Here is a 24097-nt window from a genome sequence, read left to right as displayed (position 1 = left end):
TTTGCGCGGGGGGCGGTCGGCTACGAGTTTGCAAACCCTTGTGTTTGCACGCGGGGCTAATTGAGTAAGGACGTGCTGGGTCTTAGGCGTCGGGCACGCCGGGCTTGAATTGGGCAGTGTGTGATGCCGTCAGGGCATCGCTGACCCAATGTACCAAGGCCCGCGCTTTGACCCCGGCAGCGGCGGCCGGCAAGGTAAGTGCCTGAATTTCGTTCCCTTCTGCGATCGGCAACTGCCAGCCGGGCAGTCGGTCCGCCAGTCGGCCCGCTTCGACGTCCGCCTGCGCGCAGAAATCGGGGGCCAGGGCCACGCCGCCCCCCAGGCGCGCGACGGTCAACAGGGCGTCCAAGGAGTCGGCGCACAGCGCGGGAGAGACGGTCACACTCTGGCGACCCCCGTTGTCGTGGAGCCAATTGAGGTTGAGGGCCTCAGTGGCGCCCCCCAACAGCAGCAGCGGTTGCTGCGCGAGCGCCTGAGGATCGGGCAACGCGGGCCCCGGCGTCCCATAGGCGCCAATACGAAATCTCATCACGGGCTGGGCGACCCAATCCAAGGGCGGCATTTGGGTGATGCGAAAGGCCACATCAACACTCTCGCGCAGCAAATCCAGCCGGCGGTCCGTGAACAGGCACTCGAACTGCACCCCAGGGTGCTGCTGTTGAAACCCTCGCAGCAAGGGCATCAGCACGTGAACGCCGAAACTGGGCACCGAGGTGATACGCAAGAGCCCTTCCAGGGACTCAGCGCCCCGGCGCCACCCTTGACGGGCGGCGTCGGCGGCTTCACGGACTGCTTGGGCGCGCCGAGCCAGTTGGCGACCTGCGTCGGTCAGGCCCAAGCTTCGGGTGGTGCGGGCGAACAGGGCTTGCCCCACGCGGTCTTCGATGGCGGCCACTCGGCGGCTGACCGCGGCTCGGGTCAGACCCAATTGGCGGGCCGCATGGGCGAAGCTGCCGGCGGCCACCACACGGGCGTAGAGCTCCAGGGCGTTCGCATCCAAATCAATACGTTCTCGCTGCCGCCGCAATTCGGTGGCAGACAACGGCGGCCGGCGGTCAATTGTTGATTTCATGTAACCAGTTTGTTGACATAGTGCTATCTAGTCAACTTATTCGCGCATTTTTACGATGCCCCTCCTGAAAACTTGGAGACGCACATGCACTTCAGCGCGCAATGGCCGGCCCAGATGGGCTCCCCCGATCTGGCCCACTTGCAGGCCGGTTGGTCGGAAGAATTCGGGGGACGCCCGCTCGTTTTTGAGGCGGCTGACGGTGCGGCCCTGCGGGGCTGTGTGTTCGAGCCTCGCCAAACGGCGCGAGCCGTGGCGGTGGTGGCGCCCGCCACCGGGGTGCCGCAGGGCTACTACCGGGCTTTTGCCCTGTGGTTGGCGAGTCGAGGCTATGCCGTGCTGACGTTTGACTACCGCGGCATGGGCCACTCCCGGGCGGCCCCAGGGCCCAGCCTGCGAAACTGGGTGCGGCTGGACCTGTCAGCCGCCTTGGCGGCGGCACGACAGCGGGCGGGCCAAGGGGTCAACCGCTTGCCGCTGGTGTGGGTGGGGCACTCGCTGGGGGGCAACGGGCTGCCGCTGATCGAAGGCCTGGTTCACCTGGATGCGGCGGTGACCTTGGGCTCTCAGTTCGGTTACTGGGGCCTGTGGCCGTCCGGCTGGCGGCGCCAGCTCACGCGGTTCTTCTTCTCGACCTGGATTCCCGCCTGGGTGCGGAGCACCGGTCGATTGCCCGGCTGGGCCTTGGGGGGTGGCGAGGCCTTGCCGGCTGCGGCCGCCCTGGACTGGGCGCGCTGGGGTGTGTCGCCGGGGTATTTTTTGGACGACCCCGAGTGCCAATCTTGGTACCGCCCGGAGGACTTTCGCGGTCAGCTGCAACTCTGGAGCCTCAGCGACGACCTGACCTACGGGCCGCCGGAAGCGGTGAACGCGCTGGCGGACTGCTTCCAGCGCGTAGGGGCGAAGGTGGAGCGCTTTCACCTGCGCCCCGAAGAGGTGGGGCTCCCGTCGCTGGGCCACTTTGGGCCCTTCCGGCGCACGGCGGCCGAGCGCCTGTGGCCCTTGCTGCTTGAACGCCTGGAAGCCCGGGTCCCGCAACTGAGCGGGGCCGCGGCGTGAGAGGAATCGCCGTCAGACCTTCTTCACGAATTCCGACTTGAGCCCCATGGCCCCAATGCCGTCGATCTTGCAATCGATGTCGTGGTCGGCTTCGACCAGGCGGATGTTCTTGACCTTGGTGCCGACCTTGACAACCAGCGAACTGCCCTTGACCTTGAGGTCTTTGACCAGGGTGACGGTGTCGCCGTCCTGCAGCACATTGCCCACGGCATCGCGCACCACGCGCGCGGCCTCGACGTTGGCCTCAGCCTGAGCCGACCACTCGTGCCCGCACTCCGGGCACACCAGCTGACTGCCGTCTTCATAGGTGTAGGTGGATTGGCATTGGGGGCAGGCGGGCAGGGTGCTCATGGGCGATCCTTGAAGGCAAAGAGAAAACCCCCAGCACTTTGCAATGCTGAGGGTTCAGATTTGGCTCCCCGACCTGGGCTCGAACCAGGGACCTACGGATTAACAGTCCGGCGCTCTACCGACTGAGCTATCGGGGAAAAGATTCAAATTTTGTTCAGGCCGCCATTCGGTTGCGACGGTCCTTCAAACACAAACGCACCTGAAGCAGGTGCGCTTGTTGCTGTTCTTGGCTCCCCGACCTGGGCTCGAACCAGGGACCTACGGATTAACAGTCCGGCGCTCTACCGACTGAGCTATCGGGGAACAGCGAAGACCAAGAGTATAGACCAGCTTTTGGGCTGGCCGCTAGGTCTCAATGAAAAATGTTGAGACTCAGGCTCACCGTGCGGGGGGCCAGCGGGTAGAGGTAGGTGTGGCCAAAGCTGTAGGGGGACTCCTTCCAAGCCTTGTGGTTCAGCAGGTTGTCCACGCCCAGGCGCCAGCGCAGCGTGTGGGCCCCCACCGTGTGGCTGAAGCGCGCGCTGGCATCGACGCGGGTCCAACTGGGCAGGAGCAGGCTGTTGTCCGGCAGCACGGCCCGTGCGCCTTCGTGCACTAGGCCAGCCTGAAGGTCCAGGCCCGTTGCCACGTCCTGGCGCACGCTGAGCTTGAGGCTGCGGGAGGGCACGTTCTCGGGGCGCTTGCGGTTCAAACTCGCATCGGCACTGCCGTTCAGCCGCGCGCGCAGCCACATCGCCGAGGCCAGCAGGCCGCCGCCTGGCCACTTGAGGTCGGCTTGCGCCTCCAGGCCGCGGTGCTGCTGCTCGCCATCGGCCTTGCGCGTGCAACTGCCGGCGCTGCTGTCGCAGGCGCCCAGGTCGCGCCAGCGCGGGCGGGTGACGTCAAAGGCCGCCACGCTCCAGTCCACCGTCTGGCTGCCGGCCTTGAGACCGAGCTCGGTTTGGCGGCTGCGCAGGGCGGGCAGCGGGGCGCCGGCGTTGACGTAGCGGCTGCGGTTGGGGATGACTTCGCTCTCGATGCCTTGGCCACTGCTGGCGTAGACGCGCAGGTTGCGCGCCAACTCCCAGGTCGCCCCCAACCAGGGGGTGGTGAAGGATTGCGAGTAGGCTGTGGCGCGGCTGCCGTCGGTGCGCACGGCGGCGCGCTTGAGCTGGGTGTGGCGCAGGCCGGCGAAAACTTCAAAAGCGCCGAACTGCACTTGGTCGGTCAATCCGAATTCATGGCTGCGCTCGTCGCGAACCGTGTTCTCGTCACTGAGCGTGGGGTCGGCGCTGCTGCTGCCCCCGCCGAACACCGAGCCGCTGCCGGCCCAGTTGTAAGCCTGGCGCTGCGGGCGGGCTTCGTAGCGGCTGTGCACCCACTCGGCCCGCAGCCGGTGCTGTAGGCCGGCCAGGTTCAGCTTGCCGTCCAGCGCGGCGCGCGTGGCGTCGCTGCGGCGGCGCTCGTTCTCGCTGCGGAAGTCGTAGAGGTCGAAGCTGCCATCGCTGCAGTAGCGGCTGTAGTCGTCTTCGGCGTAGCAGCCAAAGGGGAAGGCCACGCGGTCATCGGTGCGTGCGCGCTGCGCGCCGGCCTGCAGGGTCAGACCCCAGTCGGCCGTCAGGCGATGCTGCAGGCGCAACGAGCCGTAGTCGCCTTCGAAGCGGCTGGGCAGACTCCAGTCCGTGTGCCCCAGGTTGCGGCGCAGGTCCACCGACTTGGGGTCGGGCAGGCGCGAGCCCAACAGACTGAAGCCCGGCTGCGTGGGCTGGCGCTGGGCGTGGGTTTCGACTTCGGCTTCCAGCAGCGTGTCGCGACTCAGGCGCCAATCCGCCGCCAGGGCAGCGCCCCGGCTGCGGCCGGTGCTGTCGTGCACCCAGGGGTCCAACTGCGCGGCCTGCGCATTCATGCGCACACCAAAAGCTTGGTCGGCACCAAAACGCTGGGCCCAGTCCAGGCCGGCGAAGCGGTTGTTGGCGCTCTCCCACCCCAGGCTCAGATCCAGGCGCTGGGCATCCGGCCGCTTGACGATCAGGTTCAAGAGCCCCGCCGGTGCGCTGGTGCCGGCCTGCAGGCCGCTGGCGCCCTTGAGCACCTCCAGCGCTGCTTTGTTGAACAACGGCAGCACGGTCTCGCCGTTGATGGGCAGGCCGTCGCGGCGCAGGTTGAAGCGGGTGTCCAGGTCGAAGCCCCGCACCTTGAACTGCGGGATGTAGCCCACCGCGTTGTAGCTGTCGCTGATGGAGGCGTCGAGCAGCGGCAGGGCGGTGAGGCCCTGCAGGCCCAACTCGCTCAGGCGCTCGGCGTCGATGCGCAGCGCCTGCAAGGGCAGCCGGGCATTGGGGGTGTCCCCAAAGCCACTGCTGGCCACGGGGGCTTGGGCGTTGCGGCTGGTCAGCGAGACGGTGGGGAGTTGCTCTTGCGCGGTGGCTGCGGCAGCCAGGGCGAGCAGGGTGAGGGGAAAAGCGAACTTCTGTTTCATTGCCATCGGTGAGGAGATGGCAGGTCGGCGGGCAGGGCCCAGCACGAGGCGTGCGGAGCCTTGACCACGCTTCCCTGCGCGAGGATTACCTCGATTCAGGTTCCAAGGGTTTTTCTCAGCCGGACGCGGTGAAACTGCGGCCAGCACCCCTAGCGTGGAGCGATGCCCGGATGGGCATCGGGGAGACGGGGCCTCCCATAAAAAAGGCCACCGCGAAGGGTGGCCTTGATGGGGGGCGCGGAGCCGCTCAGTCGAACACCGGAGTCTCGACGCCCAGCACCTTGTGCAGCTTGGGGCTGGTCGTCGTGTACTGCAGGTGCACACGCTTCTCGGGGTTGATGAAGGGCATGGCGCCGAAGGCGGCCAGTGCGGCTTCGTGGAAGCCCGAGAGGATCAGCTTCTTCTTGCCCGGGTAGGTGTTCACATCGCCCACGGCAAAGATGCCGGGCACGCTGGTCGAGAACTTCTCGGTGTCCACGACGATTTGCTTGCGCTCCAGCGCCAGGCCCCATTCGGCAATCGGGCCGAGCTTGGGCGAGAGGCCGAAGAAGACCAGCACTTCGTCACAGGGCACGACGCGGGTCACGCCGTCGCCGCCGGTGACCTTGACGCCCTTGAGTTGGCCGTCGTCACCCTCGTCCAGGTCCGTGACCTGGCCGACGATGAACTGCATCTCGTACTGCTCGCAGAGTTCGCGCATCTTGGCGACCGATGCCGGGGCGGCCCGGAAGCCGTCGCGGCGGTGCACCAAGATGACGCTCTCGGCCTTGTGCGGGTTGCCATCGGCGTTGCCGGCGCAGAAGTTCAGCGCCCAGTCCAGCGCTGAATCCCCGCCGCCGACGATCAGTAGGTTCTTGCCGGCGAATTGGCTGGGGTTGCGCACGCGGTAGTGGACTTGCGAGCCCTCGTGCTTGTCGATGCCGTCGACCTTCAGCGTGCGCGGCTGGAACGAGCCCACACCGCCGGCGATGAAGATGGTCTTGGTCAGGAACTGCGTGCCCTTGCTCGTGGCGACAAAGAAGCGGCCGTCTTCTTGCTTTTCGACGGTGGTCACTTCCTGACCCAGGTGGAAAGTCGCCCCAAAGGGTTCGACCTGCTTGAGCAGGTTGTCGGTCAATTCCTTGCCGGTGACGACGGGCAGGGCCGGGATGTCGTAGATCGGCTTGTCGGGATAGAGCTCGATGCACTGGCCGCCCGGGTAGGCGAGCGAGTCAATGATGTGGGCTTTGACTTCGAGCAGGCCCAGTTCAAAGATTTGAAAGAGGCCGACCGGGCCGGCGCCGACGATGACGGCGTCGGTCTCGATGACACCGGCGTGGGGAGTGGCTTTGTCCATCACTTGATCAACTCGGGCAGTTTGCCGGTCTTGTCTTTCCAGTCGTCGGCGTCAGGCAGCGGGCTCTTGCGCTTGGTGATCGAGGGCCACTTCTTGGCCAGATCGGCATTGAGCTTGATCATGTGCTGCTGATCACCGGGGACGTCCTCTTCAGGGACGATGGCGTTCACCGGGCACTCGGGAATGCAGACCGCGCAGTCGATGCATTCGTCCGGGTCAATGGTGAGGAAATTGGGGCCTTCGCGGAAGCAATCAACGGGGCAGACATCAACGCAGTCGGTGTATTTGCAGCGGATGCAGGCTTCGGTCACAACGTGGGTCATGATGGGTAGGCGCTTCGCGGTTGAGGCAAAGCTTTGGATTTTAGATCGGTACGGGGGTTTTCCTGGGGAACGTGCTTGATGCGGCACATGTTTTCTCGACATGGGTTGATAGCGGGGCGGCTCCGACCCCCACGGTGACCACCGTTGGGCGGCCTCGGTGGAGCACGGTTGCGGCGGCCAAATCCTGTAGCCGGTGGGTGCTGGTGAGGGCGTCCGAACACCCTGCGCGGCTGACCACCAGGGCGGGTGTCTCGGGCCCCCAGCCGGCACTCAAGAGTCGGCGCTGCAGGGCCGCAAGCTGCTTGCCGGCCATGTAGAAGACCTCGGTGTCGGCGGTCTTGCTGGCAATCAATTCCCCGGTTTGCGTCATGGCGGTGGAGAGGGAAACGCTACGCCCCGCGCCGCGCCGGGTCAGGGGTCGCTGGGCTTGCGCCGCGGCCGCGAGCGCGGCCGTCACCCCCGGGACCACTTCGGATTCAAGGCCCGCGGCAGCCAGGGCCTCCAGTTCCTCTTCCAAGCGACCGAACACCGAGGCGTCGCCGCCTTTGAGGCGCACGACCCGGTCAAACTCACGCCCGCACTGGACGAGGAGGGCATTGATTTCGGTTTGCTTGACGGCGTGGGCGAAGCCCCGCTTGCCGACGTCAATCCAGCGAGCATGGGGCGCAAACGCGCGCAATTCCGGGTCGGTCAAGGCATCGAACAGCACGACTTCGGCTTGGGCGAGGCGCTGCACCCCTCGCAGGGTGATCAGGTCGGCCGCGCCGGGGCCGGCACTCACAAACACCACCTTGCCCATCACCAGGCCTCCTCGGTTGCTTCAGCCGTGGGCCGATCGACCAGCAGAGCACCGCTGGTGCGGTGGCTGGCGGGGTCCACGACGATCAAGGCGCCGCCCACGCGGTTGGTTTCGAAGGGCTCGACCGGCAGCTCGTGCTGCACTTCCATCTGCACGCGACCGATGGCGTTGACGCCGAGCTCGTGCGCGTCGCGGGCTTCCAGGCTGTGGATGTCCAGCACCGAGTCGATGGCGGCGATGCGCGCCTGCACCCAGCGGTTGCCATGGCGCACCCAGTACTTGCGGCCGGGCTTGGCGGGCTCAGTGTCCAGCCAGGCCAGGGTGGCGGGGAAGCGGTTCTGCAGCTGCGCCTTGGCCGGTTCGGCCAACCAGTCGCCCCGGCTCACATCGAGCTGACGGTCCAGGATCACGCCGACCGACTCGCCCGCTTGGCCGCGCTGCACGTCCTCGGCCGCGCGGCGCAGGCCCGCCACTACGGCCTTCTGGCGGCTGGGCAGCACCTCGATTTCGTCGCCCACCTTCACGGCCCCGTGGGCGATGCGGCCCCAGAGCACGCGGGGCTGGAAGCCCGCACCCTCGCTTTGATAGGCATCCTTCTGCACGTACTGGACCGGCAGGCTCAAGGGCGCGTCCACGCGCTCCTGCACGCAGGGCAGGCCCTCCAGCACTTGGAGCAGAGAGGGGCCGTTCCACCAGGGGGCATCCAGCGGCTGGGTGACGTTGTCGCCGCGCAGGGCGCTCACCGGCACCGTGGCCACCACGTTCAGGCCGGCGGCCTGAGCAAAGGCGTCGAGCGCGCGCTTGACCTTGTCGAAGCCGGGGCCGGGCTGCTCGATGGCATCGATCTTGTTGATGGCAAACACGAGGCTGGGCACGCGCAGCAACTGAGCCAGCAGGGAGTGGCGGCGCGTCTGCGCCAGCAGCGTCACCTCGGGCTGACTCAGGTCCAGCTTGGTGATGTCCACCAGCACCACGGCCGCGTCGCTGCCGGCCGCGGCCGTCACCATGTTGCGGGTGTATTGCTCGTGGCCGGGGGCGTCGGCAATGATGAACTTGCGCTGCTTGGTGGCGAAGTAGCGGTAGGCCACATCGATGGTGATGCCCTGCTCGCGCTCAGCCTCCAGGCCGTCGGTTAGCAGGCTGAGATCAATGGGGCTACCCGCCGCGCGGCGCTCCAGGGTGTCGAGCTGGTCGGCCAGGATGGCCTTGCTGTCGAACAGCAGGCGGCCGATCAGCGTGGACTTGCCGTCGTCCACCGAGCCGGCGGTGAGAAAACGAAGCGCTTGCATGATCAGAAATACCCTTCCTTCTTGCGGCGCTCCATCGAAGCGTCGCTGGTGCGATCGTCCATGCGCGTAGCGCCGCGCTCGCTGATGGTGACGGTCAGCGTCTCGGCCACCACCTCGCTGGCGTTGCGCGCCGGGCTCTCGACCGGGCAGGTGCAGGTCATGTCGCCCACGGTGCGGAAGCGCACCTCGGCGGTCTCGACCGTCTCACCCGGTTCGGGCGGGGTCACGCCCGTCAGCGGCACCAGCAGGCCCTTGCGGCGGATGACCTGACGCTCGTGCGCGTAGTACATCGGTGGCAGCGGGATGCCCTCGCGGGCGATGTAGAGCCACACATCCAGCTCGGTCCAGTTGCTGATGGGGAAGCAGCGGAAGTGCTCGCCGGGGCGGATGCGAGTGTTAAAGAGCGTCCACAGTTCAGGGCGCTGCTCCTTGGGCTGCCATTGGCCGAAGGAATCGCGGTGGCTGAAAATGCGTTCCTTGGCGCGCGCCTTCTCTTCGTCGCGCCGCGCACCGCCAATCAAGGCGTCGAAACGGTGCTCCTCGATGGTCTCCAGCAGGGTCACCGTCTGGTGGCCGTTGCGGCTTTCAAGCGGGTGGGCCAAGCGGATGGTGCCCTTGGCGATGCTGTCCTCCAGATGCCCCACCAACAGGCGCTCGCCCATGTCGGCCACGCGCTGGTCGCGAAACTGGATGACCTCGGGGAAGTTGTGCCCGGTGTCGATGTGCACCAGCGGGAAAGGCAGGCTGCCCTTGAAGCCGCTGGGATGCGTCTTGTCCTTCAGCTTGAAGGCCTTCTCGGCCAGGCGCAGCACCACGCAGGAATCCTTGCCGCCGCTGAACAGCAGGGCGGGGCGCTCGAAGCTGGCGGCTACCTCGCGCAGGATGAAGATGGCTTCTTCTTCCAGCGCGTCCAGATGGGCGTTGTCGACTTCGGCGATCAGGTGTTCGGGTTTCACAGCGGCATTCATGGTTTGACGTGCAGACCGCACTCCTTGGAACTGTCCTCCCACCACCAGCGGCCGGCGCGAAAGTCCTCGCCCACCGCAATGGCGCGGGTGCAGGGCGCGCAGCCGATGCTGGGCATGAACTGGTCGTGCAGCGGATTGGTGGGCACCTCGAAGCGTTCGACATAGGCCCAGACCTCGGCCCAGGTCCAGTCGGCGATCGGGCTGAGCTTGCGGCGTCCCTGGCCATCGTCCTCGTCAAAGGCGACCTCGGCACGCGCGCCGCTCTGCTCGCGGCGCAGGCCGGTGATCCAAGCACTGCGGCCCTTCAGCATGCGCGCCAGCGGTTCGAGCTTGCGCACACCGCAGCAGGCCTTGCGCAGCTCGATGCTCTTGAACATCGCCTCTTCGCCCTCGCGGCGCACGAACTGGATGACCTGCTCGTTGACCGGCTGGAACACCGCGACCTCGCGGCCGTAGCGCTCGGCGATGCGCGGGATCAGGCCTAAGGTTTCGGCGTGCAGCTTGCCGGTGTCCAGCGTGGCGATGTCAATGGGCAGCCGATGGCGGGCGATCAGGTCGGTGATGACCAGGTCTTCCACCCCGAGGCTGCTGCTCTGCACCAGGCCGGCGCCATGGGCCACGGCGGCGTCTTGCAGGCGCTCCACGGCGGCGCCAATCTTGCCGTCGAGCTCGCGCGACCAGCGCGCGTACAGCGCAATGGCGGACGACGTGGGGGCGGCAGCGAGGGGGCTCAGGGCGGCACTCATGCGGGCGCTCTCAATCCTTGAACAGACGCTTCTGACCCAGCACGAAGGAGGCTTTGCGCACCAAGCCGTCCACGACCTCGTAGATGCAGATCATCTCGATCGTGCCCTTGCCCTCGCCCGGGAAGTTGCGGGTCACGAGTTCGGTGTCCACCACCACATGCCCAATGGTGCTGCGGCTCAGAATCTGCGCATGCAGGTCGGGTTCGGTGAAGCGCTCCAGGTAGCGGCCGCGCAAGGTTTCGCGCCCTTTGGCCAGCAACTCGCCGTGCAGCGTGTATTGCTCCGCATCTTCGGCATAGGTGGCCAAGAAGGCCTCCAAGTCCTTGCGGTTGTAGGCGTCGACTTGGGCCTGAATGGTTTGGACGGGCGTGCGGCTCATGGTCTTGCTTTCTGAACGGGCGCGGGCGCTCAGGCGCGGGCGAAAAGTGGGCGGGGCTCGTGCACGTCCCCTTGGTAAAAGCCCTGCGCAAAAAACTCCAGGGCGCGGCGCGCGGCAGCCTGGGACTGATCCCCGCGCAGTTGGGCTTGGTCAAACCCCGTACGGGTCAGCAGCTGCAGCATGTCAACCAACACTTCACCCCGGGCCCGAATGGCGCCGGCAAAGCGATAGCGGGCGCGCAGCAAGCGGGCTTGGCTGTAGGCGCGGCCATCGGTCCACTTGGGGAACTCCAGCACCACCAGGGCGATGCGATCCAGGTCGGGCGCCAGCAGCGCAACATCCGCATCGTTGGGGAACTCCAGCGCAATCGGGTGCGCGGTCGGCCAGTGCGCCCGCACGGCATGCCATTGCTCCAGACTGAGCAAGCGGTTCGGCGCCGGATCGGGATCCGGCTTCGGGCCGTCTTCACCCACGGCGTGTTGCCAAACGTCTTGGTGGGGGTCGATGAATTTCATGCGGGGACTCCCGTGCGCGCAGTGACCACCCGCACGGCGTTGGCCGCGCTCTTGAACGGCTCCAGGCCCAGACGTTTGACGGTCTCGACGAAGCGTTCGGCCTCTTGGCGCTGCTGTTTGTAGGTTTCGAGCACCGCTTCCACGGCGTCAGCAATCTCATCCGCGGCAAAGCTCGGACCAATCACCTTGCCGGGCATCGCGGCGCCCGACAGGGTGCTGCCGTCGCTGCCGCCCAGCGTCAGCTGGTACCACTCCGTGCCGTCCTTGTCGACTCCCAGAATGCCGATGTGGCCGCTGTGGTGGTGGCCACAGCTGTTGATGCAGCCGCTGATGTGCAGGTCAATGGCGCCCAAGTCTTCGAGTTCATCCAGGTCTTGATAGCGCTCGGCAATGGCGGCGGCGATGGGCAGCGAACGGGCGTTGGCCAGGGCGCAGTAGTCACCGCCGGGGCAGGCGATTTGGTCGGTCAGCAGCGTTGCGTTGGCGGTGGCGAACCCGGCGGCGCGGGCGGCCTGAAAGAGCGCCCACAAGTCGGACTCCCGTACCCAAGGCAGCAGCAGGTTTTGCCGATGGCTCACCCGCAACTCGCCCTGGCTGAATCGGTCGGCGAGCTCTGCAGCCGCCTCCATCATGTCGGCGCTGGTATCGCCCGGTGGAATGCCCACTCGCTTGAGGCTGAGGGTGACGGCACGGAATCCAGCGACCCGATGGCCTTGGACATTGCGGGTCAACCAACGCTGGTAGGCTGGGTCGCTGGAGAGCGTGGCGGGGTCCAGCGGCGGGGTGGGGCTCACGTCGGCCGGGTCGACGAAATATGCCTGGACCCGCGCCAACTCAGCCTCGGGGATCAGCTGCTCATGGCCGCCCAGGTCTCCTGCCAGGATGGCCTGGAACTCGGCGTTCACCGCGTCGATGAACTTCTGGCCGTCGGCCTTGACCAGGATCTTGATGCGGGCCTTGTAGAGGTTGTCACGGCGGCCCGCCAAGTTGTAGACCCGAACGATCGCTTCCAGGAACACCAGAATTTGCTGCCAAGGCACAAAGGCAGCGACCTCGGTGGCGATGATGGGGGTGCGGCCCATGCCGCCACCCACGAAAACCTGGAAGCCGACGGCGCCGCTCGCGTCCTTTTTCAGCTGCAGGCCGATGTCATGCCAGAGGATGGCGGCACGGTCTTCGAGTGCGCCGCTGACCGCAATCTTGAACTTGCGCGGCAGGTGCGCGAATTCCGGGTGCAGCGTGGACCACTGACGCAGGATTTCGCAATAGGGGCGGGGGTCGACGATCTCGTCCGGCGCAATGCCCGCGGTCACATCGCTGGTGATGTTGCGGATGCAGTTGCCGCTGGTTTGGATGCCGTGCATGTCCACGGCGGCCAGCAATTCCATTACCTCGGCGCTGCGATGGAGCGGAATCCAGTTGTACTGAAGGTTCTGGCGCGTCGTGAAGTGGCCGTAGCCGCCATGGGCCTGGAAGGGCCCGCTGGTCACGACGTCGTACTCGCGGGCAATCTTGGCCAGTTGCCGCAGCTGCACGCTGCTCAACTCGCCGTAGGGGATGGCGACGCGCAGCATGGGCGCGTGCCGCTGGACGTACCAGCCGTTTTGTAGGCGCAACGGGCGGAACTCGTCCGTGCTGAGTTGCCCGTTCAGGTGGCGCTCCAGCTGGTCGCGGTACTGCGCGGCGCGCTGGTGGACGAAGTGGCGGTCGAAAGCGGTGTAGCGATACATGGCAGCGCGACTCTAGGGAGTTCCTCATATTTCTAAAACGACTTTTTTGTTCGAAAAATATATCTATTGGTTTTAATTGGTGGTCGGCGTGTGGACGGGGCTGGAACGGGGGTCTCCGACAATGGGTCCATGAGACGAGACTTGCATGCGTTTTGGACGGCTCGGCAGGGCCTCTTGGCCTGGGTTTTGGGGGTGACGCTGTTGGCGGGGTGTTCCACCGCCCCCGTCACCCCGCCTGCGCCCCCCCCGACGCCAGAGCCCCCCCCTCGGGTGTTGAAAGCGCCCAAAGTGGCGCTGGCGCTGGGGGGCGGGGCCGCGCGGGGCTTTGCGCACATTGGGGTGATCCAGGTGCTGGAGGAAGCGGGCATTCGCCCGGACCTGGTCGTCGGCACCTCGGCCGGCAGCCTGGTGGCCGCGCTGTACGCCAGCGGCAAGAGCGGGGCAGAACTGGCACGTCTGGCCGAGACGATGGACGAGGGCGCCATCACGGATTGGTCCTTCCCGCTCAAGGGCTTGATCAAGGGCGAGGCGCTGGCCCGCTACGTGCGGGCCCAGACCGGTGGACGCAATCTGGAGCAATTGCCGATGCCGCTTGGCATCGTCGCCACGCAGTTGGCGGACGGGCAGGGCGTGATGTTCCGCACCGGCGATACCGGCCTGGCGGTCCGGGCCAGCAGTGCGGTCCCCGCGGTCTTCCAGCCCGTCGAGATCAACGGCAAGGCGTTCGTCGATGGTGGTCTGGTGGCGCCCGTGCCGGTGCGCTTCGCCCGTCAAATGGGGGCCGAGGTGGTGATCGCGATTGACATCAGCAGCCCGCCCAACCCTCAACTCAAGACGGACCCCTTCAGCATGCTGATGCAAACCGTGGCCATCATGGGGCGTTCCATCAACGCGCTGGAGCTGCGCGAGGCCGAGGTGGTGCTGCGGCCCGAACTGAATGGCGTGGCATCCAGTGACTTCACCGCGCGAAAACAGGCCATCGCGGCCGGTCGGGCGGCGGCTCTGGCGGGCCTGGAGCGCCTGCGAAAAGCCGTGGCACCGCGCTGAGGGCGGGCGTCAGATCAAGTCTTCGGGCCGGTTCAGGTTGGCAAAGGCCGGGGCGGCTGTAGGCGGGTAAGGCACGGCCACGGGATCCAAGCTGCGCAGCCAGCCCATCACCCGCCGCTCGCCTTGCGCGAGCGCCGCGTCCAGCGCGGCCAGGGTGTCCACGGTCAGCAGGGCATGGGCGGGCTGCCAGCGCGGTTCACCCGCTTCGCCTTCCAGCACGGGCACCGCCGCTGAGGCGCCCGGGCCCAGCGCAGCGCGGAGGCGACGGGCAAGGTCGAGGGGCATGCGCGGGGCGTCGCAGGGCAGTACCCACACCGCTTCGCAGCCCTGCGCTTGAGCAAAGCGCAGGGCTTCGCGCAGGCCGGCCAGCGGGCCGCATCCGACATGGGCTGGGGCGTCCGGCAGCACCGGCAAACCCCGCGTGGCGTAAACGTCCAAATGTCGGTTGGCGCTGAGGGCCAGTGCGCTGAAGCGGATCGCCTCTTGGGCGCGGATGCGTGCCAGCACCGCATCCACCAGGGGCTGGCCTTGCCACAGCAGCAGGCCTTTGTCCTGGCCGCCCATGCGCCGGCCTTCGCCGCCGGCCAGCACCACTGCGGCAAGGCGGCCCGTGTCAGCCACCGATGAAATGCATTTCCACGCGCGGGCGTGCCGGCGCGTCTTCGCTGGCGAGGGCGCGCAGCTCAGAATAGCGGTCCTGCCGACCTTGCCAGTGGGCGCCGATCACCCCCGCCAGCACGGCATCGCTGCTGTGGCCATCGCGCAGCAGGTGGCGCAGGCTGTAGCCCTGGTGGGCGAACAGGCAGTGAAACACCCGTCCGTCGGTGGAGAGTCGGGCGCGGTTGCAGTCGGCGCAAAAGGCACGCGTGACGCTGGAGATGAAGCCCAGTTCACCCGCGCCGTCGGCATAAGCCCAGCGCTCGGCGGTTTCTCCGGGCTTGCAGGCCTCCAGGGGCACCAGAGGCCAGCGCGCGGAGATGAGGTCGACCAACTCACCGCTGGGAACGACCTGGTCCATGCGCCAGCCATTGGTGCAGCCCACGTCCATGAATTCGATGAAGCGCAGGATCAAGCCGCTGCCCCGGAAGTGCTCGGCCAGCCGCAGCACCTCGTGCTCGTTGACGCCGCGCTGCACCACCATGTTGATCTTGATCGGGGCAAAGCCCAGCCGCTGCGCGGTGGCAATGCTCGCCAACACGTCCGCGACGGGGAAGTTCACATCATTGATGCGGCGGAACAGCGCGTCGTCCAGGGCGTCTAGGCTCACGGTAACGCGCTGCAACCCGGCGTCCCGCAGGGCCTGTGCTTGGCGGCCGAGCAGGGCGCCATTGGTGGTCAACGTCAGGTCCAGCGGCTTGCCGTCCGGCGTGCGCAGGGCTGCGAGTTGGGCCACGAGGCGGTGCAGGTCACGGCGCATCAGCGGTTCGCCCCCGGTCAGCCGGATCTTTTCCACCCCCAACTGCACAAACGCCGCTGCAGCTCGGGTGATCTCTTCGAAGCTCAGCAACTCAGCCTGGGGCAGGAACTTGTAGCCCGGGCCAAACACCTCTTTGGGCATGCAATAGCTGCAGCGGAAGTTGCAGCGGTCGGTCACCGAGATGCGCAAATCCCGCAGCGGGCGGCCGAGACGGTCCAATGGACGCTCGCCGGGCTGGAGCAGGTCAGGGCGGCGTAGAAAGCTGACGGGGATGCGCGTCTCTTGCATGACGTCGCGATTGTGGCGGATTGCCCGCGTGCAAAAACCTCAGCCTGAGCAGAGCTTGCGAGATCTCAATTCGCAATGGGTGCACGCCGGGCCCCCGTAAAACGGCGCTCCCAATAGCTGTCGCGCATGTCTTCGACCCGCACGACCGCACCCGCCCGGGGCGCGTGGATGAACTTGTTTTCACCCACATAAATGCCCACGTGCGAAAAGGTCCGCCGCATGGTGTTGAAAAACACCAAGTCTCCGGGTTTGAGTTCTTCGCGCGCAATGGGCAGCAAATCGGTCAGCCGGGCTTGTTCGTCTGCGCGGCGCGGCAGCACCAAACCCAAACTGTGTTCAAAAACATAGCGGGTGAAACCACTGCAGTCAAAGCCCTGCGCGGCGGTGTTGCCGCCGCGTTGGTAGGGAACGCCCAAGAAGCCCATCGCCGCCCGCACCATGGTTGTGGCGCCATCGCGGACCTGACCCAGCAAGGTCGGGGTGTCGGCCTCACCTGGGGGCCCCATCCAGCCCTTGTCCGCCAAAAACCGCTCGATCGCGCCGCGCTGGGCCGCCCCTTGCGCTCCGCTTGGCGCGGGGCTGCTGGCACTCGCCGAGGGTGCATCGGGGTGGGGTGGGCCATTCGCTGGGTTGGCCTGAGCCCCCCATGCCACGCAAAGGCCCAGGATGAGGGCTGCGGCTGGGTGACGAAAGGTCCGGCGAACGTTCATGGGCTGTTGTTTAATCGCAACGAGTTGGCGAAATCCGAAAAGCTCGGAGTGTGCCGGCGGCTTTGGGGTGCCGTCAAGTGTGCTAACGCGAGCGCTACGGGCTTTCCCGAGGGGGGAGGGTCAGCATCCTGTCAGCCGCAGGCCCTCTGATGCTGAGGGACACCAAAAGGAGCTTTCGATGAGTGCTGCCGATCCGACGTGCCGATATGCCGAGTTTCATGCGCGGTCATTGGCGGACCCCGCGGCCTTTTGGGCCGAACAGGCTGATCTGATTGATTGGGAGCGGCCCTTCGATCAGGTGGTGGATACGACGCATCCGCCCTTTGCCCGGTGGTTCGTCGGCGGCCGCACCAATTTGTGCCACAACGCGGTGGACCGGCATGCGGCAACGCACCCCGACCGACGCGCGTTGATTTGGGTGTCCACCGAGGTGGATCAACGACGTGAGTGGACATTTGCCGCCCTGCAGCGCGAAGTGGAGGCCACCGCGGCCATCCTGCGCCGGCACGGCGTGGGACCTGGGGATCGGGTCTTGATCTATTGCCCGATGGTGCCGGAAGCGGTGTTTGCCATGCTCGCGTGCGCTCGGATCGGCGCCATTCACTCTGTGGTGTTCGGTGGTTTTGCCAGCCACAGCTTGGCCGGCCGGATTGAAGACTGCACGCCCAAGCTGGTGGTCAGTTGTGATGCGGGCAGTCGCGGCGGCAAAGTGCAGGGCTATCAACCGCTGCTGGAGGAGGCGCTGCGTCTAAGTGCCCACAAGGTGGATCGGGTGCTGTGGATCGACCGCGGCCTGGTTCCGATTGAGCGTCAGCCTGGGCGGGACTTGGATTACGCCGCCGAACGCGAAGCGGTAGCGCAGGAGCGCGTGCCCTGCGAGTGGCTTGAATCCAACGAGGTCAGCTACACGCTCTACACCAGCGGCACCACCGGTAAACCCAAGGGGGTACAGCGAGATGTCGGGGGCTACGCCGTCGCGCTGGCCGCCAGTATTCGCCACATCTTTGATGGCCGACCTGGCGAGACGTTCTTTTCCACCAGCGATATTGGTTGGGTGGTCGGGCACAGCTACATCGTCTATGGTCCGTTGATCGCCGGGATGGCCACTTTGATGGTGGAGGGCTTGCCCATTCGGCCGGATCCTGGCATTTGGTGGCGCTTGGTCCAGGAGTACCAAGTCACCGTTATGTTTAGCGCTCCGACCGCCGTGCGGGTTTTGCGCAAGGCCGACCCCGCGTACCTGTCACAGAGCGATTTGAGCTCGCTGCGCTCCCTTTTCCTTGCCGGTGAGCCGCTGGATGAGCCCACGGCGCGCTGGATTCGCGATGCCCTGGGCAAGCCCGTGGTCGATAACTACTGGCAGACGGAAACCGGCTGGCCCATCCTGACGCTGGCCCGCGGTGTGGCCCCCATGAATGAGCGCTTGGGTAGCCCTGGGGTTCCCATGTATGGCTACAACGCGGTGCTCGTGGACCCGGAAACCGGCGCCACCCTGGAAGGGCCCAACCAGAAAGGCGTGCTGGCTTTAGATTACCCACTGCCACCGGGGTGCTTGCAGACCGTGTGGCGGGACGATGCACGGTATGTGAAAACCTATTGGTCCAGCATTCCGGGCCGCCAGTTGTATTCCACGTTCGACGTGGCCACGCGTGACAGCGAGGGCTACACCTTCATTCTGGGGCGCAGCGACGACGTTATCAACGTGGCGGGCCACCGCTTGGGGACGCGCGAGATTGAGGAATGCATCGCAGGCTTGGCATCGGTGGCCGAAGTTGCCGTGGTGGGGGTGGCGGATGAACTCAAGGGCCAAGTGGCGGTGGCTTTTGTCGTTCCGAAGCAGGCAGACCTGAGCGAAGACGAATTGGCGCGTCAGGTGGGGCAGCAGGTGAATGAGCAACTGGGTGCCGTGGCGCGACCGGCCCGGGTCCACGCCGTGGCCGCTTTACCGAAGACCCGGTCGGGCAAGTTGCTGCGGCGCGCCATGCAGGCACTGTGCGAGGGCAGGGAACTGGGGGACCTCTCGACGCTGGAGGATGCGACAACGCTGCAAGCCCTGGCGCAAAAGTTGAGACCCGTTTGAGGGCAAAGGCCCCGCCAAGTGGACGGGGCCTTTGCCCTCAAAGGACCTCGGAAGCGAAGTCTGCCAAACGCGAGCGCTCGCCCCGGGCCAGCGTGATGTGGCCGCTGTGCGACCAGCCCTTGAAACGATCCACGCAAAACGTCAACCCCGAACTCCCTTCCGTGAGGTAGGGCGTGTCGATCTGGGCCAAGTTGCCCAGGCAAATCATCTTGGTGCCCGGGCCGGCACGGGTCAGCAAGGTTTTCATTTGCTTGGGCGTCAGGTTTTGAGCCTCGTCGATGATGACGAACTTGTTCAGGAAAGTCCGTCCGCGCATGAAGTTCAGGCTCTTGATGCGCACCTTGGAACGCATCAAATCTGCCGTCGCGGCACGCCCCCATTCCCCGGCGGCGCCGTCGCCACGGGTCAACACTTCCAGGTTGTCATCCAGGGCCCCCATCCAGGGGCTCATCTTTTCCTCTTCCGTGCCGGGCAAGAAACCAATGTCCTCACCCACGGGAACGGTGACGCGCGTGACGATGATTTCGCTGTAGCGTCGCTCGTCCAACACTTGAGTGAGCCCCGCGGCGAGGGCCAGCAAGGTCTTGCCCGTACCGGCTGTGCCGGTGAGGGTGACCAAGTCAACCTCGGGGTCCATCAGCAAATTGAGGGCGAAGTTCTGTTCTCGATTGCGGGCGGTGATGCCCCACACCCCGTGCTTGGGGTTGGTGAAATCTTTCAGCGTGCGCAAAACCGCCTGTTTGCCCGTGATTTCACTCACGCGCGCGTGCAGGGGCGCTTGTCCCGGGGCTTCCAGGTAGACCATTTCGTTGACGAGCAACGATGGCACCAATGGGCCGCTGATTCGGTAAAAAGTCTGGCCGCCTGAGGACCAGCTCTCCATGGTCTTGCCGTGACGGTCCCAAAAGTCCGACGGTAGCGCCTGAACGCCGGTGTACAGCAGGTCGCTGTCTTCGAGTGCTTTGTCGTTGCGGTAGTCTTCGGCGGGCAGGCCCAGGGCGCGGGCCTTGATGCGCATGTTGATGTCCTTGGACACCAAGACCACGTCGCGCGCCGGGTCTTTCTCTTTGAGTGCCTGCACCACCCCCAGGATCTGGTTGTCGGCCTTGCCGGCTGGCAGCGCCATGGGCAAGGCGGGTTGCAGTGTTTCGGTTTGAAAGTACAGGCGGCCGGCGGCCTCTTTGTGCCCGCTGTGATCCAGGGGCAGGCCTTTGGCCATTTCCTCCAGTGACTGGGTCTTCATGGAGGCCGCGAGGGCATCTAATTCCCGGCTGACCTGACGGACGTTGCGCGCCACCTCGCTCATGCCCTTTTTGTGACCGTCGAGCTCTTCCAGCGTCATCATGGGCAAGAAGATGTCGTGTTCGTCGAAGCGGAACAGCGACATGGGGTCGTGCATCAGCACGTTGGTGTCCAGCACAAAAAGCTTGGGAGGCTCCCCCGTGCGCACCGGGCCGCGGCGTCGTTTGGGGGCCTGAGTGGGGGTCGCGGCGACGACGGGGCTGAGGCGGGACGGGGGGCTTGCCATGGGCACTGCTGGCGAACTGGCGGCGGCCATGGCGGTGGATGTCGGCTCGACAACCCCCCGCTTGCGCGTCGGCTTGGCTTTGGGGACTGCACCCGGCTTCAGGTCTTGCGCCAGGGCGGTGGGGGTCACGCGATCAGCTTTCTTGGTCGGCGGCTTGGGCAGGGGCATCAAAACTCCAAAAAGCAAAAAGCCGCCCTCACAGGGGCGGCTTTGGGGGCTACGGCGCAGGGGCAGTGCATGAGCCCATTATGCAGAAAGCACAAAGCCCGGCAGGACCGGGCTTTGTGGAGGGAAAACCCCTGATCAGGCGGCCTGTTGCGTCTCGGGTTGCAGGGCCTTGATGGCTTCCAGAACTTCCTCGACATGCCCGGCAACTTTCAGGCCGCGCCACTCGGCGCGCAGCACGCCACGGGGGTCGATCAGGAAGGTGGAGCGCTCAATACCCTTGACCTTTTTGCCGTACATGATCTTGTTCTTGACCACGCCGAACATGTGGCAGAGCTTTTCCTCGGTGTCAGCGACCAAGTCAAAGGGCAGGCCCAATGTTTCTTTGAATTTGTTGTGCGAAATCAGGTTGTCGCGCGACACGCCGACCACCACAGCACCCAGTTGTGTGAATTCTTTGTAATGATCACGGAACTGCATCGCTTCGGTGGTACAGCCCGGCGTGTTGTCTTTCGGGTAGAAATACAGCACCAGGAAACGGCCAGCATAGCTATGCTGCGTGAACTTGAGCCCGCCGGTGGCTTGGGCCTCGATGTCGGGAAGGGCTTTGTTGAGCGCAGGCGTCATGAGGTCGGGGTCTCGCGGCTGAGGGCCAACCCACGTGCCCTGGGTCAGCCCCATTGAAGGCAATCACAAGCCAATAGGGGGCTTGTAATCAGCACAAAACGGGCACAGCCTGAGATTATAAAGGGCTTGGCAAGCCCATAACCAAAGTCAGCCTACCCAAAGAGAAGGGCGGCGAGAACTTTTCGGCCTTCCCCTGCCAAGACGTTGAAGGTGCGGCAGGCGGCGTGCAACTCCATGGCTTCGAGGCCAATGCCGGCTTCGATCAGGTCCCGATAGAGCGCGGGGTGGGCGAACCGGTGGCGAGGCCCGGTCCCCAAGATAACCAACTCGGGGCGTAGGGCGAGCATGGGTGCAAAGTGTTCCCGTGACAGCTGCTCGAATGTTGCAGGGGCCCACGCCTGCGCAGCGCCTTGCCAAGGCACCAGGACGGCGCGTTCATGGGCCTCAGGCCCGACCCACACCCGGCCGGGTTCCATTCGCGTGATGTTGTTGACGCCCTCAGGCTGATCGAGTTGAAACTTCATGGCCGTTGGAATCGAGAAAGCCTGCGTGGTTCGCGAATGCTGACGGGGTGCGCTGTGTTGAAATCAACCCCCGTTGTTTTGTGTGCGCCGCAGCATTATCAAGTGGCGCACCTGGAGTCCTGGCCTTGAATCCTTTGAAGAAATCGGCCCGTTTGGCCACCGTGAATTACGACATCCGCGGACCCGTGCTCGACAAGGCGCGGCAAATGGAGGACGAAGGCCACAAGATCATCAAGCTGAATATCGGCAACGTTGCAGCGTTTGGTTTGCTGCCGCCCGACGAAATTGTTCAGGACATGATCCGCAACCTGCCGGGTGCGGAGGCCGCTGGGTACACCGACAGCAAGGGACTGTTTTCTGCGCGTAAGGCGGTGGTGCACTACACGCAGCAGTTGGGCATTGCCGGCGTTGCCGTGGACGACGTCTATTTGGGGAATGGGGTTTCCGAGCTCATCACCATGGCCGTCAACGGCCTGCTGGATGAGGGGGATGAACTGCTGGTTCCCTCGCCTGACTACCCGCTGTACACGGCGGTGACGGGTCTGGCGGGAGGCAAGCCGGTGCACTACCTGTGCCGCGAAGAGAACGGTTGGTTGCCGGACTTGGCCGATATGCGAGCCAAGATCACGCCCCGCACAAAGGGCATCGCGGTTATCAACCCCAACAACCCCACGGGGGCCGTGTACCCGAGGGAAACCCTGCTGGGAATCCTGCAAATTGCGCGCGAGCACGGGCTGGTCATCCTCGCGGACGAGATTTACGACAAGACGCTTTTCGATGGGGCTGAGCATGTCGCCATGGCCTCGTTGGCCACGGATGTGCTGGTGCTCACCTTTGGTGGTTTGTCGAAAAACTACCGCAGCTGTGGGTTTCGCTCGGGCTGGATGATCGTCAGTGGCAACAAAGCCCATGCGCAGGACTTCATCGAGGGCTTGAACATGCTGGCCTCGCTGCGCCTGTGCGCCAACACGCCCGGCCAACTGGCCATCCAAACGGCGCTGGGGGGATACCAGAGCATCAAAGACTTGGTGGCTCCGGGCGGACGTCTGGCGCGTCAGCGCGACCGGGCCTATGAATTGCTCAGCGCCATTCCAGGCGTGAGCGTGGTGAAGCCGCAAGGTGCGCTTTACATGTTTCCCCGTCTTGACCCCAAGCTGTACCCCATCGCGGATGACCAGCAGTTCGCTTATGAATTGCTAGCAGCGGAAAAGGTGCTGATCGTGCAAGGGACGGGCTTCAACCATGGGGATACCCAGCACTTCCGTCTGGTGTTCCTCCCTCATCTCGATGACCTGGAAGAGGCCATCGCTCGTATCGCTCGCTTCTTGTCGGGCTATCGCAAACGTCACGCAACCGAATAACCATGACGATCTTGAAACCCATCAAAGTAGGCCTGCTGGGCTTCGGCACTGTGGGCGGTGGCACTTACCAAGTGCTGACGCGCAACCAAGAGGAAATCAGCCGTCGCGCCGGTCGCCGAATTGAGGTGGCGGCGGTTTGTCGGCGTGACTTGGCCGCGGCGCGGGCCCAGGTGGCTGAAGGCATTCGCGTGGTGGCAGACCCCATGGACATCGTGCGAGATCCCGAAATTGACATCGTGGTCGAGTTGATCGGGGGCGAGAGCGTGGCCAAGGACGTTGTGCTGGCTGCGATTGACGCCGGCAAGCACGTGGTGACCGCCAACAAGGCCTTGCTGGCCACCCATGGCAATGAGGTCTTTGCCCGCGCCCAAGCCAAGGGGGTCATGGTGGCCTTTGAAGCGGCGGTCGCTGGGGGGATTCCCATCATCAAGGCCCTTCGAGAGTCTTTGGCGGGCAATCGGATCGAGTGGGTAGCGGGCATCATCAACGGCACGACCAATTTCATCTTGAGCGAGATGCGGGCCAAGGGCTTGGATTTCGAGGTGGTCCTGAAAGAAGCCCAGCGGTTGGGGTACGCCGAGGCCGACCCGACCTTTGACATTGAAGGGATTGATGCCGCCCACAAGCTGACGATCTTGTCGGCGATTGCTTTCGGTACACCCGTGCAATTCGACAAGGCGCACATCCAGGGCATTACCGGGCTGCAGGCGATTGACATCAAATACGCCGAGCAGCTGGGCTACCGAATCAAACTGTTGGGCATCACACGGCGACGTGACGAATTGGGGGGGATCGAACTGCGGGTGCACCCCACGCTGATTCCTGCCCAGCGGTTGATTGCCAACGTCGAAGGCGCGATGAACGCGGTGATGGTGCAAGGGGATGCGGTGGGCACCACGCTGTATTACGGCAAGGGGGCGGGGGCCGAACCCACGGCCTCATCGGTTGTCGCGGACTTGGTGGATGTAACGCGCCTGGCCACGGCCGACCCCGACCATCGCGTTCCTCATCTGGCTTTCCAGCCCGACCAAATGGGGACCACGCCGATCTTGCCGATGAGTGGCGTGCGCTCGGCCTATTACCTGCGATTGCGGGTGGCGGATGAAACCGGCGTACTCAGCCGCATCACCACCATCCTGGCGGAAAACGACATCAGCATCGACGCAGTGTTGCAACGCGAGAGTTTGGAGGGCGAGCGTCAGACGGATCTCATCATCCTGACCCACACCACGGTGGAGGAGCGCATGGACCGGGCGCAGGAGTTCATGCAGAGCCTGCCCTCGGTGTTGGCTCCCATTGCTCGAATCCGTAAGGAAGAACTGGCTTGA

At 65.1% G+C, this 24097-nt stretch carries 23 protein-coding genes, 2 tRNA genes and 1 riboswitch; of the genes, 5 read left to right on the top strand and 20 right to left on the bottom strand.

Annotation, left to right across the window (positions count from 1 at the left end; all coding sequences use genetic code 11):
* Positions 1 to 82: 82 nt before the first annotated feature.
* Positions 83 to 1072 carry a LysR family transcriptional regulator gene (locus I7X43_RS15375; protein ID WP_198101835.1) on the bottom strand — a complete coding sequence of 330 codons (990 nt, stop codon included), beginning with the start codon at positions 1070 to 1072 and terminating at the stop codon, positions 83 to 85.
* An 84-nt stretch (positions 1073 to 1156) separates the two neighbouring features.
* On the opposite strand from I7X43_RS15375, the gene I7X43_RS15370 reads away from it, so the two are divergent.
* Complete coding sequence (locus I7X43_RS15370) at positions 1157 to 2128, top strand: alpha/beta hydrolase family protein (protein ID WP_198101834.1); 972 nt, start codon at positions 1157 to 1159, stop codon at positions 2126 to 2128.
* A gap of 12 nt (positions 2129 to 2140) precedes the next feature.
* Here the strand turns inward: I7X43_RS15370 and I7X43_RS15365 are convergent, their stop codons facing one another.
* The 13 genes from I7X43_RS15365 to I7X43_RS15305 form a co-directional block, all read right to left on the bottom strand.
* Positions 2141 to 2479 (bottom strand): zinc ribbon domain-containing protein YjdM, encoded by a 339-nt coding sequence (locus tag I7X43_RS15365; RefSeq protein ID WP_198101833.1) that lies wholly within the window; start codon positions 2477 to 2479, stop codon positions 2141 to 2143.
* A gap of 61 nt (positions 2480 to 2540) precedes the next feature.
* Positions 2541 to 2616, bottom strand: a tRNA-Asn gene (locus tag I7X43_RS15360).
* A gap of 90 nt (positions 2617 to 2706) precedes the next feature.
* Positions 2707 to 2782 (bottom strand) — tRNA-Asn (locus tag I7X43_RS15355).
* A gap of 49 nt (positions 2783 to 2831) precedes the next feature.
* The gene (locus tag I7X43_RS15350) at positions 2832 to 4937 is read right to left on the bottom strand and encodes a TonB-dependent siderophore receptor (protein ID WP_198101832.1); all 2106 of its coding nucleotides are present in this window, start codon (positions 4935 to 4937) and stop codon (positions 2832 to 2834) included.
* A gap of 54 nt (positions 4938 to 4991) precedes the next feature.
* Positions 4992 to 5098, bottom strand: a riboswitch (TPP riboswitch).
* 86 nt (positions 5099 to 5184) lie between these two features.
* Entirely contained in the window at positions 5185 to 6273 is a 1089-nt protein-coding gene (locus tag I7X43_RS15345) for an NAD(P)/FAD-dependent oxidoreductase (RefSeq protein ID WP_198101831.1), read from the bottom strand.
* Positions 6273 to 6596 carry a ferredoxin FdxA gene (gene fdxA / locus I7X43_RS15340; protein WP_198101830.1) on the bottom strand — a complete coding sequence of 108 codons (324 nt, stop codon included), beginning with the start codon at positions 6594 to 6596 and terminating at the stop codon, positions 6273 to 6275. Before fdxA ends, I7X43_RS15345 begins: the two co-directional genes overlap by 1 nt.
* Positions 6597 to 6636: 40 nt before the next feature.
* The gene (gene cobA, locus I7X43_RS15335) at positions 6637 to 7395 is read right to left on the bottom strand and encodes a uroporphyrinogen-III C-methyltransferase (RefSeq protein ID WP_198101829.1); all 759 of its coding nucleotides are present in this window, start codon (positions 7393 to 7395) and stop codon (positions 6637 to 6639) included.
* Positions 7395 to 8684 (bottom strand): sulfate adenylyltransferase subunit 1, encoded by a 1290-nt coding sequence (locus I7X43_RS15330; RefSeq protein ID WP_198101828.1) that lies wholly within the window; start codon positions 8682 to 8684, stop codon positions 7395 to 7397. The genes cobA and I7X43_RS15330 overlap by 1 nt, the downstream gene beginning before the upstream one ends.
* Positions 8685 to 8686: 2 nt before the next feature.
* The gene (gene cysD, locus I7X43_RS15325; RefSeq protein WP_198101827.1) at positions 8687 to 9652 is read right to left on the bottom strand and encodes a sulfate adenylyltransferase subunit CysD; all 966 of its coding nucleotides are present in this window, start codon (positions 9650 to 9652) and stop codon (positions 8687 to 8689) included.
* Complete coding sequence (locus I7X43_RS15320; protein ID WP_198101826.1) at positions 9649 to 10398, bottom strand: phosphoadenylyl-sulfate reductase; 750 nt, start codon at positions 10396 to 10398, stop codon at positions 9649 to 9651. The genes cysD and I7X43_RS15320 overlap by 4 nt, the downstream gene beginning before the upstream one ends.
* Before the next feature lie 10 nt (positions 10399 to 10408).
* Positions 10409 to 10777 (bottom strand): nuclear transport factor 2 family protein, encoded by a 369-nt coding sequence (locus I7X43_RS15315; RefSeq protein WP_198101825.1) that lies wholly within the window; start codon positions 10775 to 10777, stop codon positions 10409 to 10411.
* 29 nt (positions 10778 to 10806) lie between these two features.
* Complete coding sequence (locus I7X43_RS15310) at positions 10807 to 11292, bottom strand: DUF934 domain-containing protein (RefSeq protein WP_198101824.1); 486 nt, start codon at positions 11290 to 11292, stop codon at positions 10807 to 10809.
* Positions 11289 to 13022: a nitrite/sulfite reductase gene (locus I7X43_RS15305; protein ID WP_198101823.1), complete on the bottom strand. Its 1734-nt coding sequence runs from the start codon at positions 13020 to 13022 to the stop codon at positions 11289 to 11291. The genes I7X43_RS15310 and I7X43_RS15305 overlap by 4 nt, the downstream gene beginning before the upstream one ends.
* Positions 13023 to 13151: 129 nt before the next feature.
* On the opposite strand from I7X43_RS15305, the gene I7X43_RS15300 reads away from it, so the two are divergent.
* Positions 13152 to 14069: a patatin-like phospholipase family protein gene (locus I7X43_RS15300; protein ID WP_198101822.1), complete on the top strand. Its 918-nt coding sequence runs from the start codon at positions 13152 to 13154 to the stop codon at positions 14067 to 14069.
* Positions 14070 to 14078: 9 nt separating this feature from the next.
* Here I7X43_RS15300 and mobA read toward each other — a convergent pair whose 3' ends face one another.
* The 3 genes from mobA to I7X43_RS15285 form a co-directional block, all read right to left on the bottom strand.
* Positions 14079 to 14690: a molybdenum cofactor guanylyltransferase MobA gene (gene mobA / locus I7X43_RS15295; protein ID WP_310737585.1), complete on the bottom strand. Its 612-nt coding sequence runs from the start codon at positions 14688 to 14690 to the stop codon at positions 14079 to 14081.
* The gene (gene moaA, locus I7X43_RS15290; protein WP_198101821.1) at positions 14683 to 15774 is read right to left on the bottom strand and encodes a GTP 3',8-cyclase MoaA; all 1092 of its coding nucleotides are present in this window, start codon (positions 15772 to 15774) and stop codon (positions 14683 to 14685) included. The genes mobA and moaA overlap by 8 nt, the downstream gene beginning before the upstream one ends.
* Positions 15775 to 15839: 65 nt before the next feature.
* Complete coding sequence (locus tag I7X43_RS15285; protein WP_198101820.1) at positions 15840 to 16484, bottom strand: C40 family peptidase; 645 nt, start codon at positions 16482 to 16484, stop codon at positions 15840 to 15842.
* 178 nt (positions 16485 to 16662) lie between these two features.
* On the opposite strand from I7X43_RS15285, the gene I7X43_RS15280 reads away from it, so the two are divergent.
* A complete protein-coding gene (locus I7X43_RS15280) occupies positions 16663 to 18564 on the top strand; it encodes a propionate--CoA ligase (RefSeq protein ID WP_198101819.1) in 1902 nt (633 codons plus the stop codon).
* Positions 18565 to 18601: 37 nt separating this feature from the next.
* Here I7X43_RS15280 and I7X43_RS15275 read toward each other — a convergent pair whose 3' ends face one another.
* The 3 genes from I7X43_RS15275 to I7X43_RS15265 all read right to left on the bottom strand — a co-directional run bounded on the left by I7X43_RS15275 (position 18602) and on the right by I7X43_RS15265 (position 21408).
* Positions 18602 to 20260 carry a PhoH family protein gene (locus I7X43_RS15275; RefSeq protein WP_198101818.1) on the bottom strand — a complete coding sequence of 553 codons (1659 nt, stop codon included), beginning with the start codon at positions 20258 to 20260 and terminating at the stop codon, positions 18602 to 18604.
* Positions 20261 to 20395: 135 nt separating this feature from the next.
* Positions 20396 to 20884 carry a peroxiredoxin gene (locus tag I7X43_RS15270; RefSeq protein WP_198101817.1) on the bottom strand — a complete coding sequence of 163 codons (489 nt, stop codon included), beginning with the start codon at positions 20882 to 20884 and terminating at the stop codon, positions 20396 to 20398.
* Between the two features lie 152 nt (positions 20885 to 21036).
* The gene (locus I7X43_RS15265; RefSeq protein WP_198101816.1) at positions 21037 to 21408 is read right to left on the bottom strand and encodes an Mth938-like domain-containing protein; all 372 of its coding nucleotides are present in this window, start codon (positions 21406 to 21408) and stop codon (positions 21037 to 21039) included.
* 125 nt (positions 21409 to 21533) lie between these two features.
* Here I7X43_RS15265 and I7X43_RS15260 point away from each other — a divergent pair, with 125 nt between their 5' ends.
* Entirely contained in the window at positions 21534 to 22769 is a 1236-nt protein-coding gene (locus tag I7X43_RS15260; RefSeq protein WP_198101815.1) for a pyridoxal phosphate-dependent aminotransferase, read from the top strand.
* Positions 22770 to 22780: 11 nt separating this feature from the next.
* On the top strand, positions 22781 to 24097 hold the full coding sequence (locus tag I7X43_RS15255) for a homoserine dehydrogenase (protein ID WP_198101853.1): 1317 nt from the start codon (positions 22781 to 22783) through the stop codon (positions 24095 to 24097).

Source organism: Inhella gelatinilytica (genome assembly GCF_016093295.1).
Taxonomy (GTDB): Bacteria; Pseudomonadota; Gammaproteobacteria; order Burkholderiales; family Burkholderiaceae_C; genus Inhella; species Inhella gelatinilytica.
Note: the sequence above shows the minus strand (reverse complement) of the source record. Positions and strands in the feature narration are given on the sequence as shown.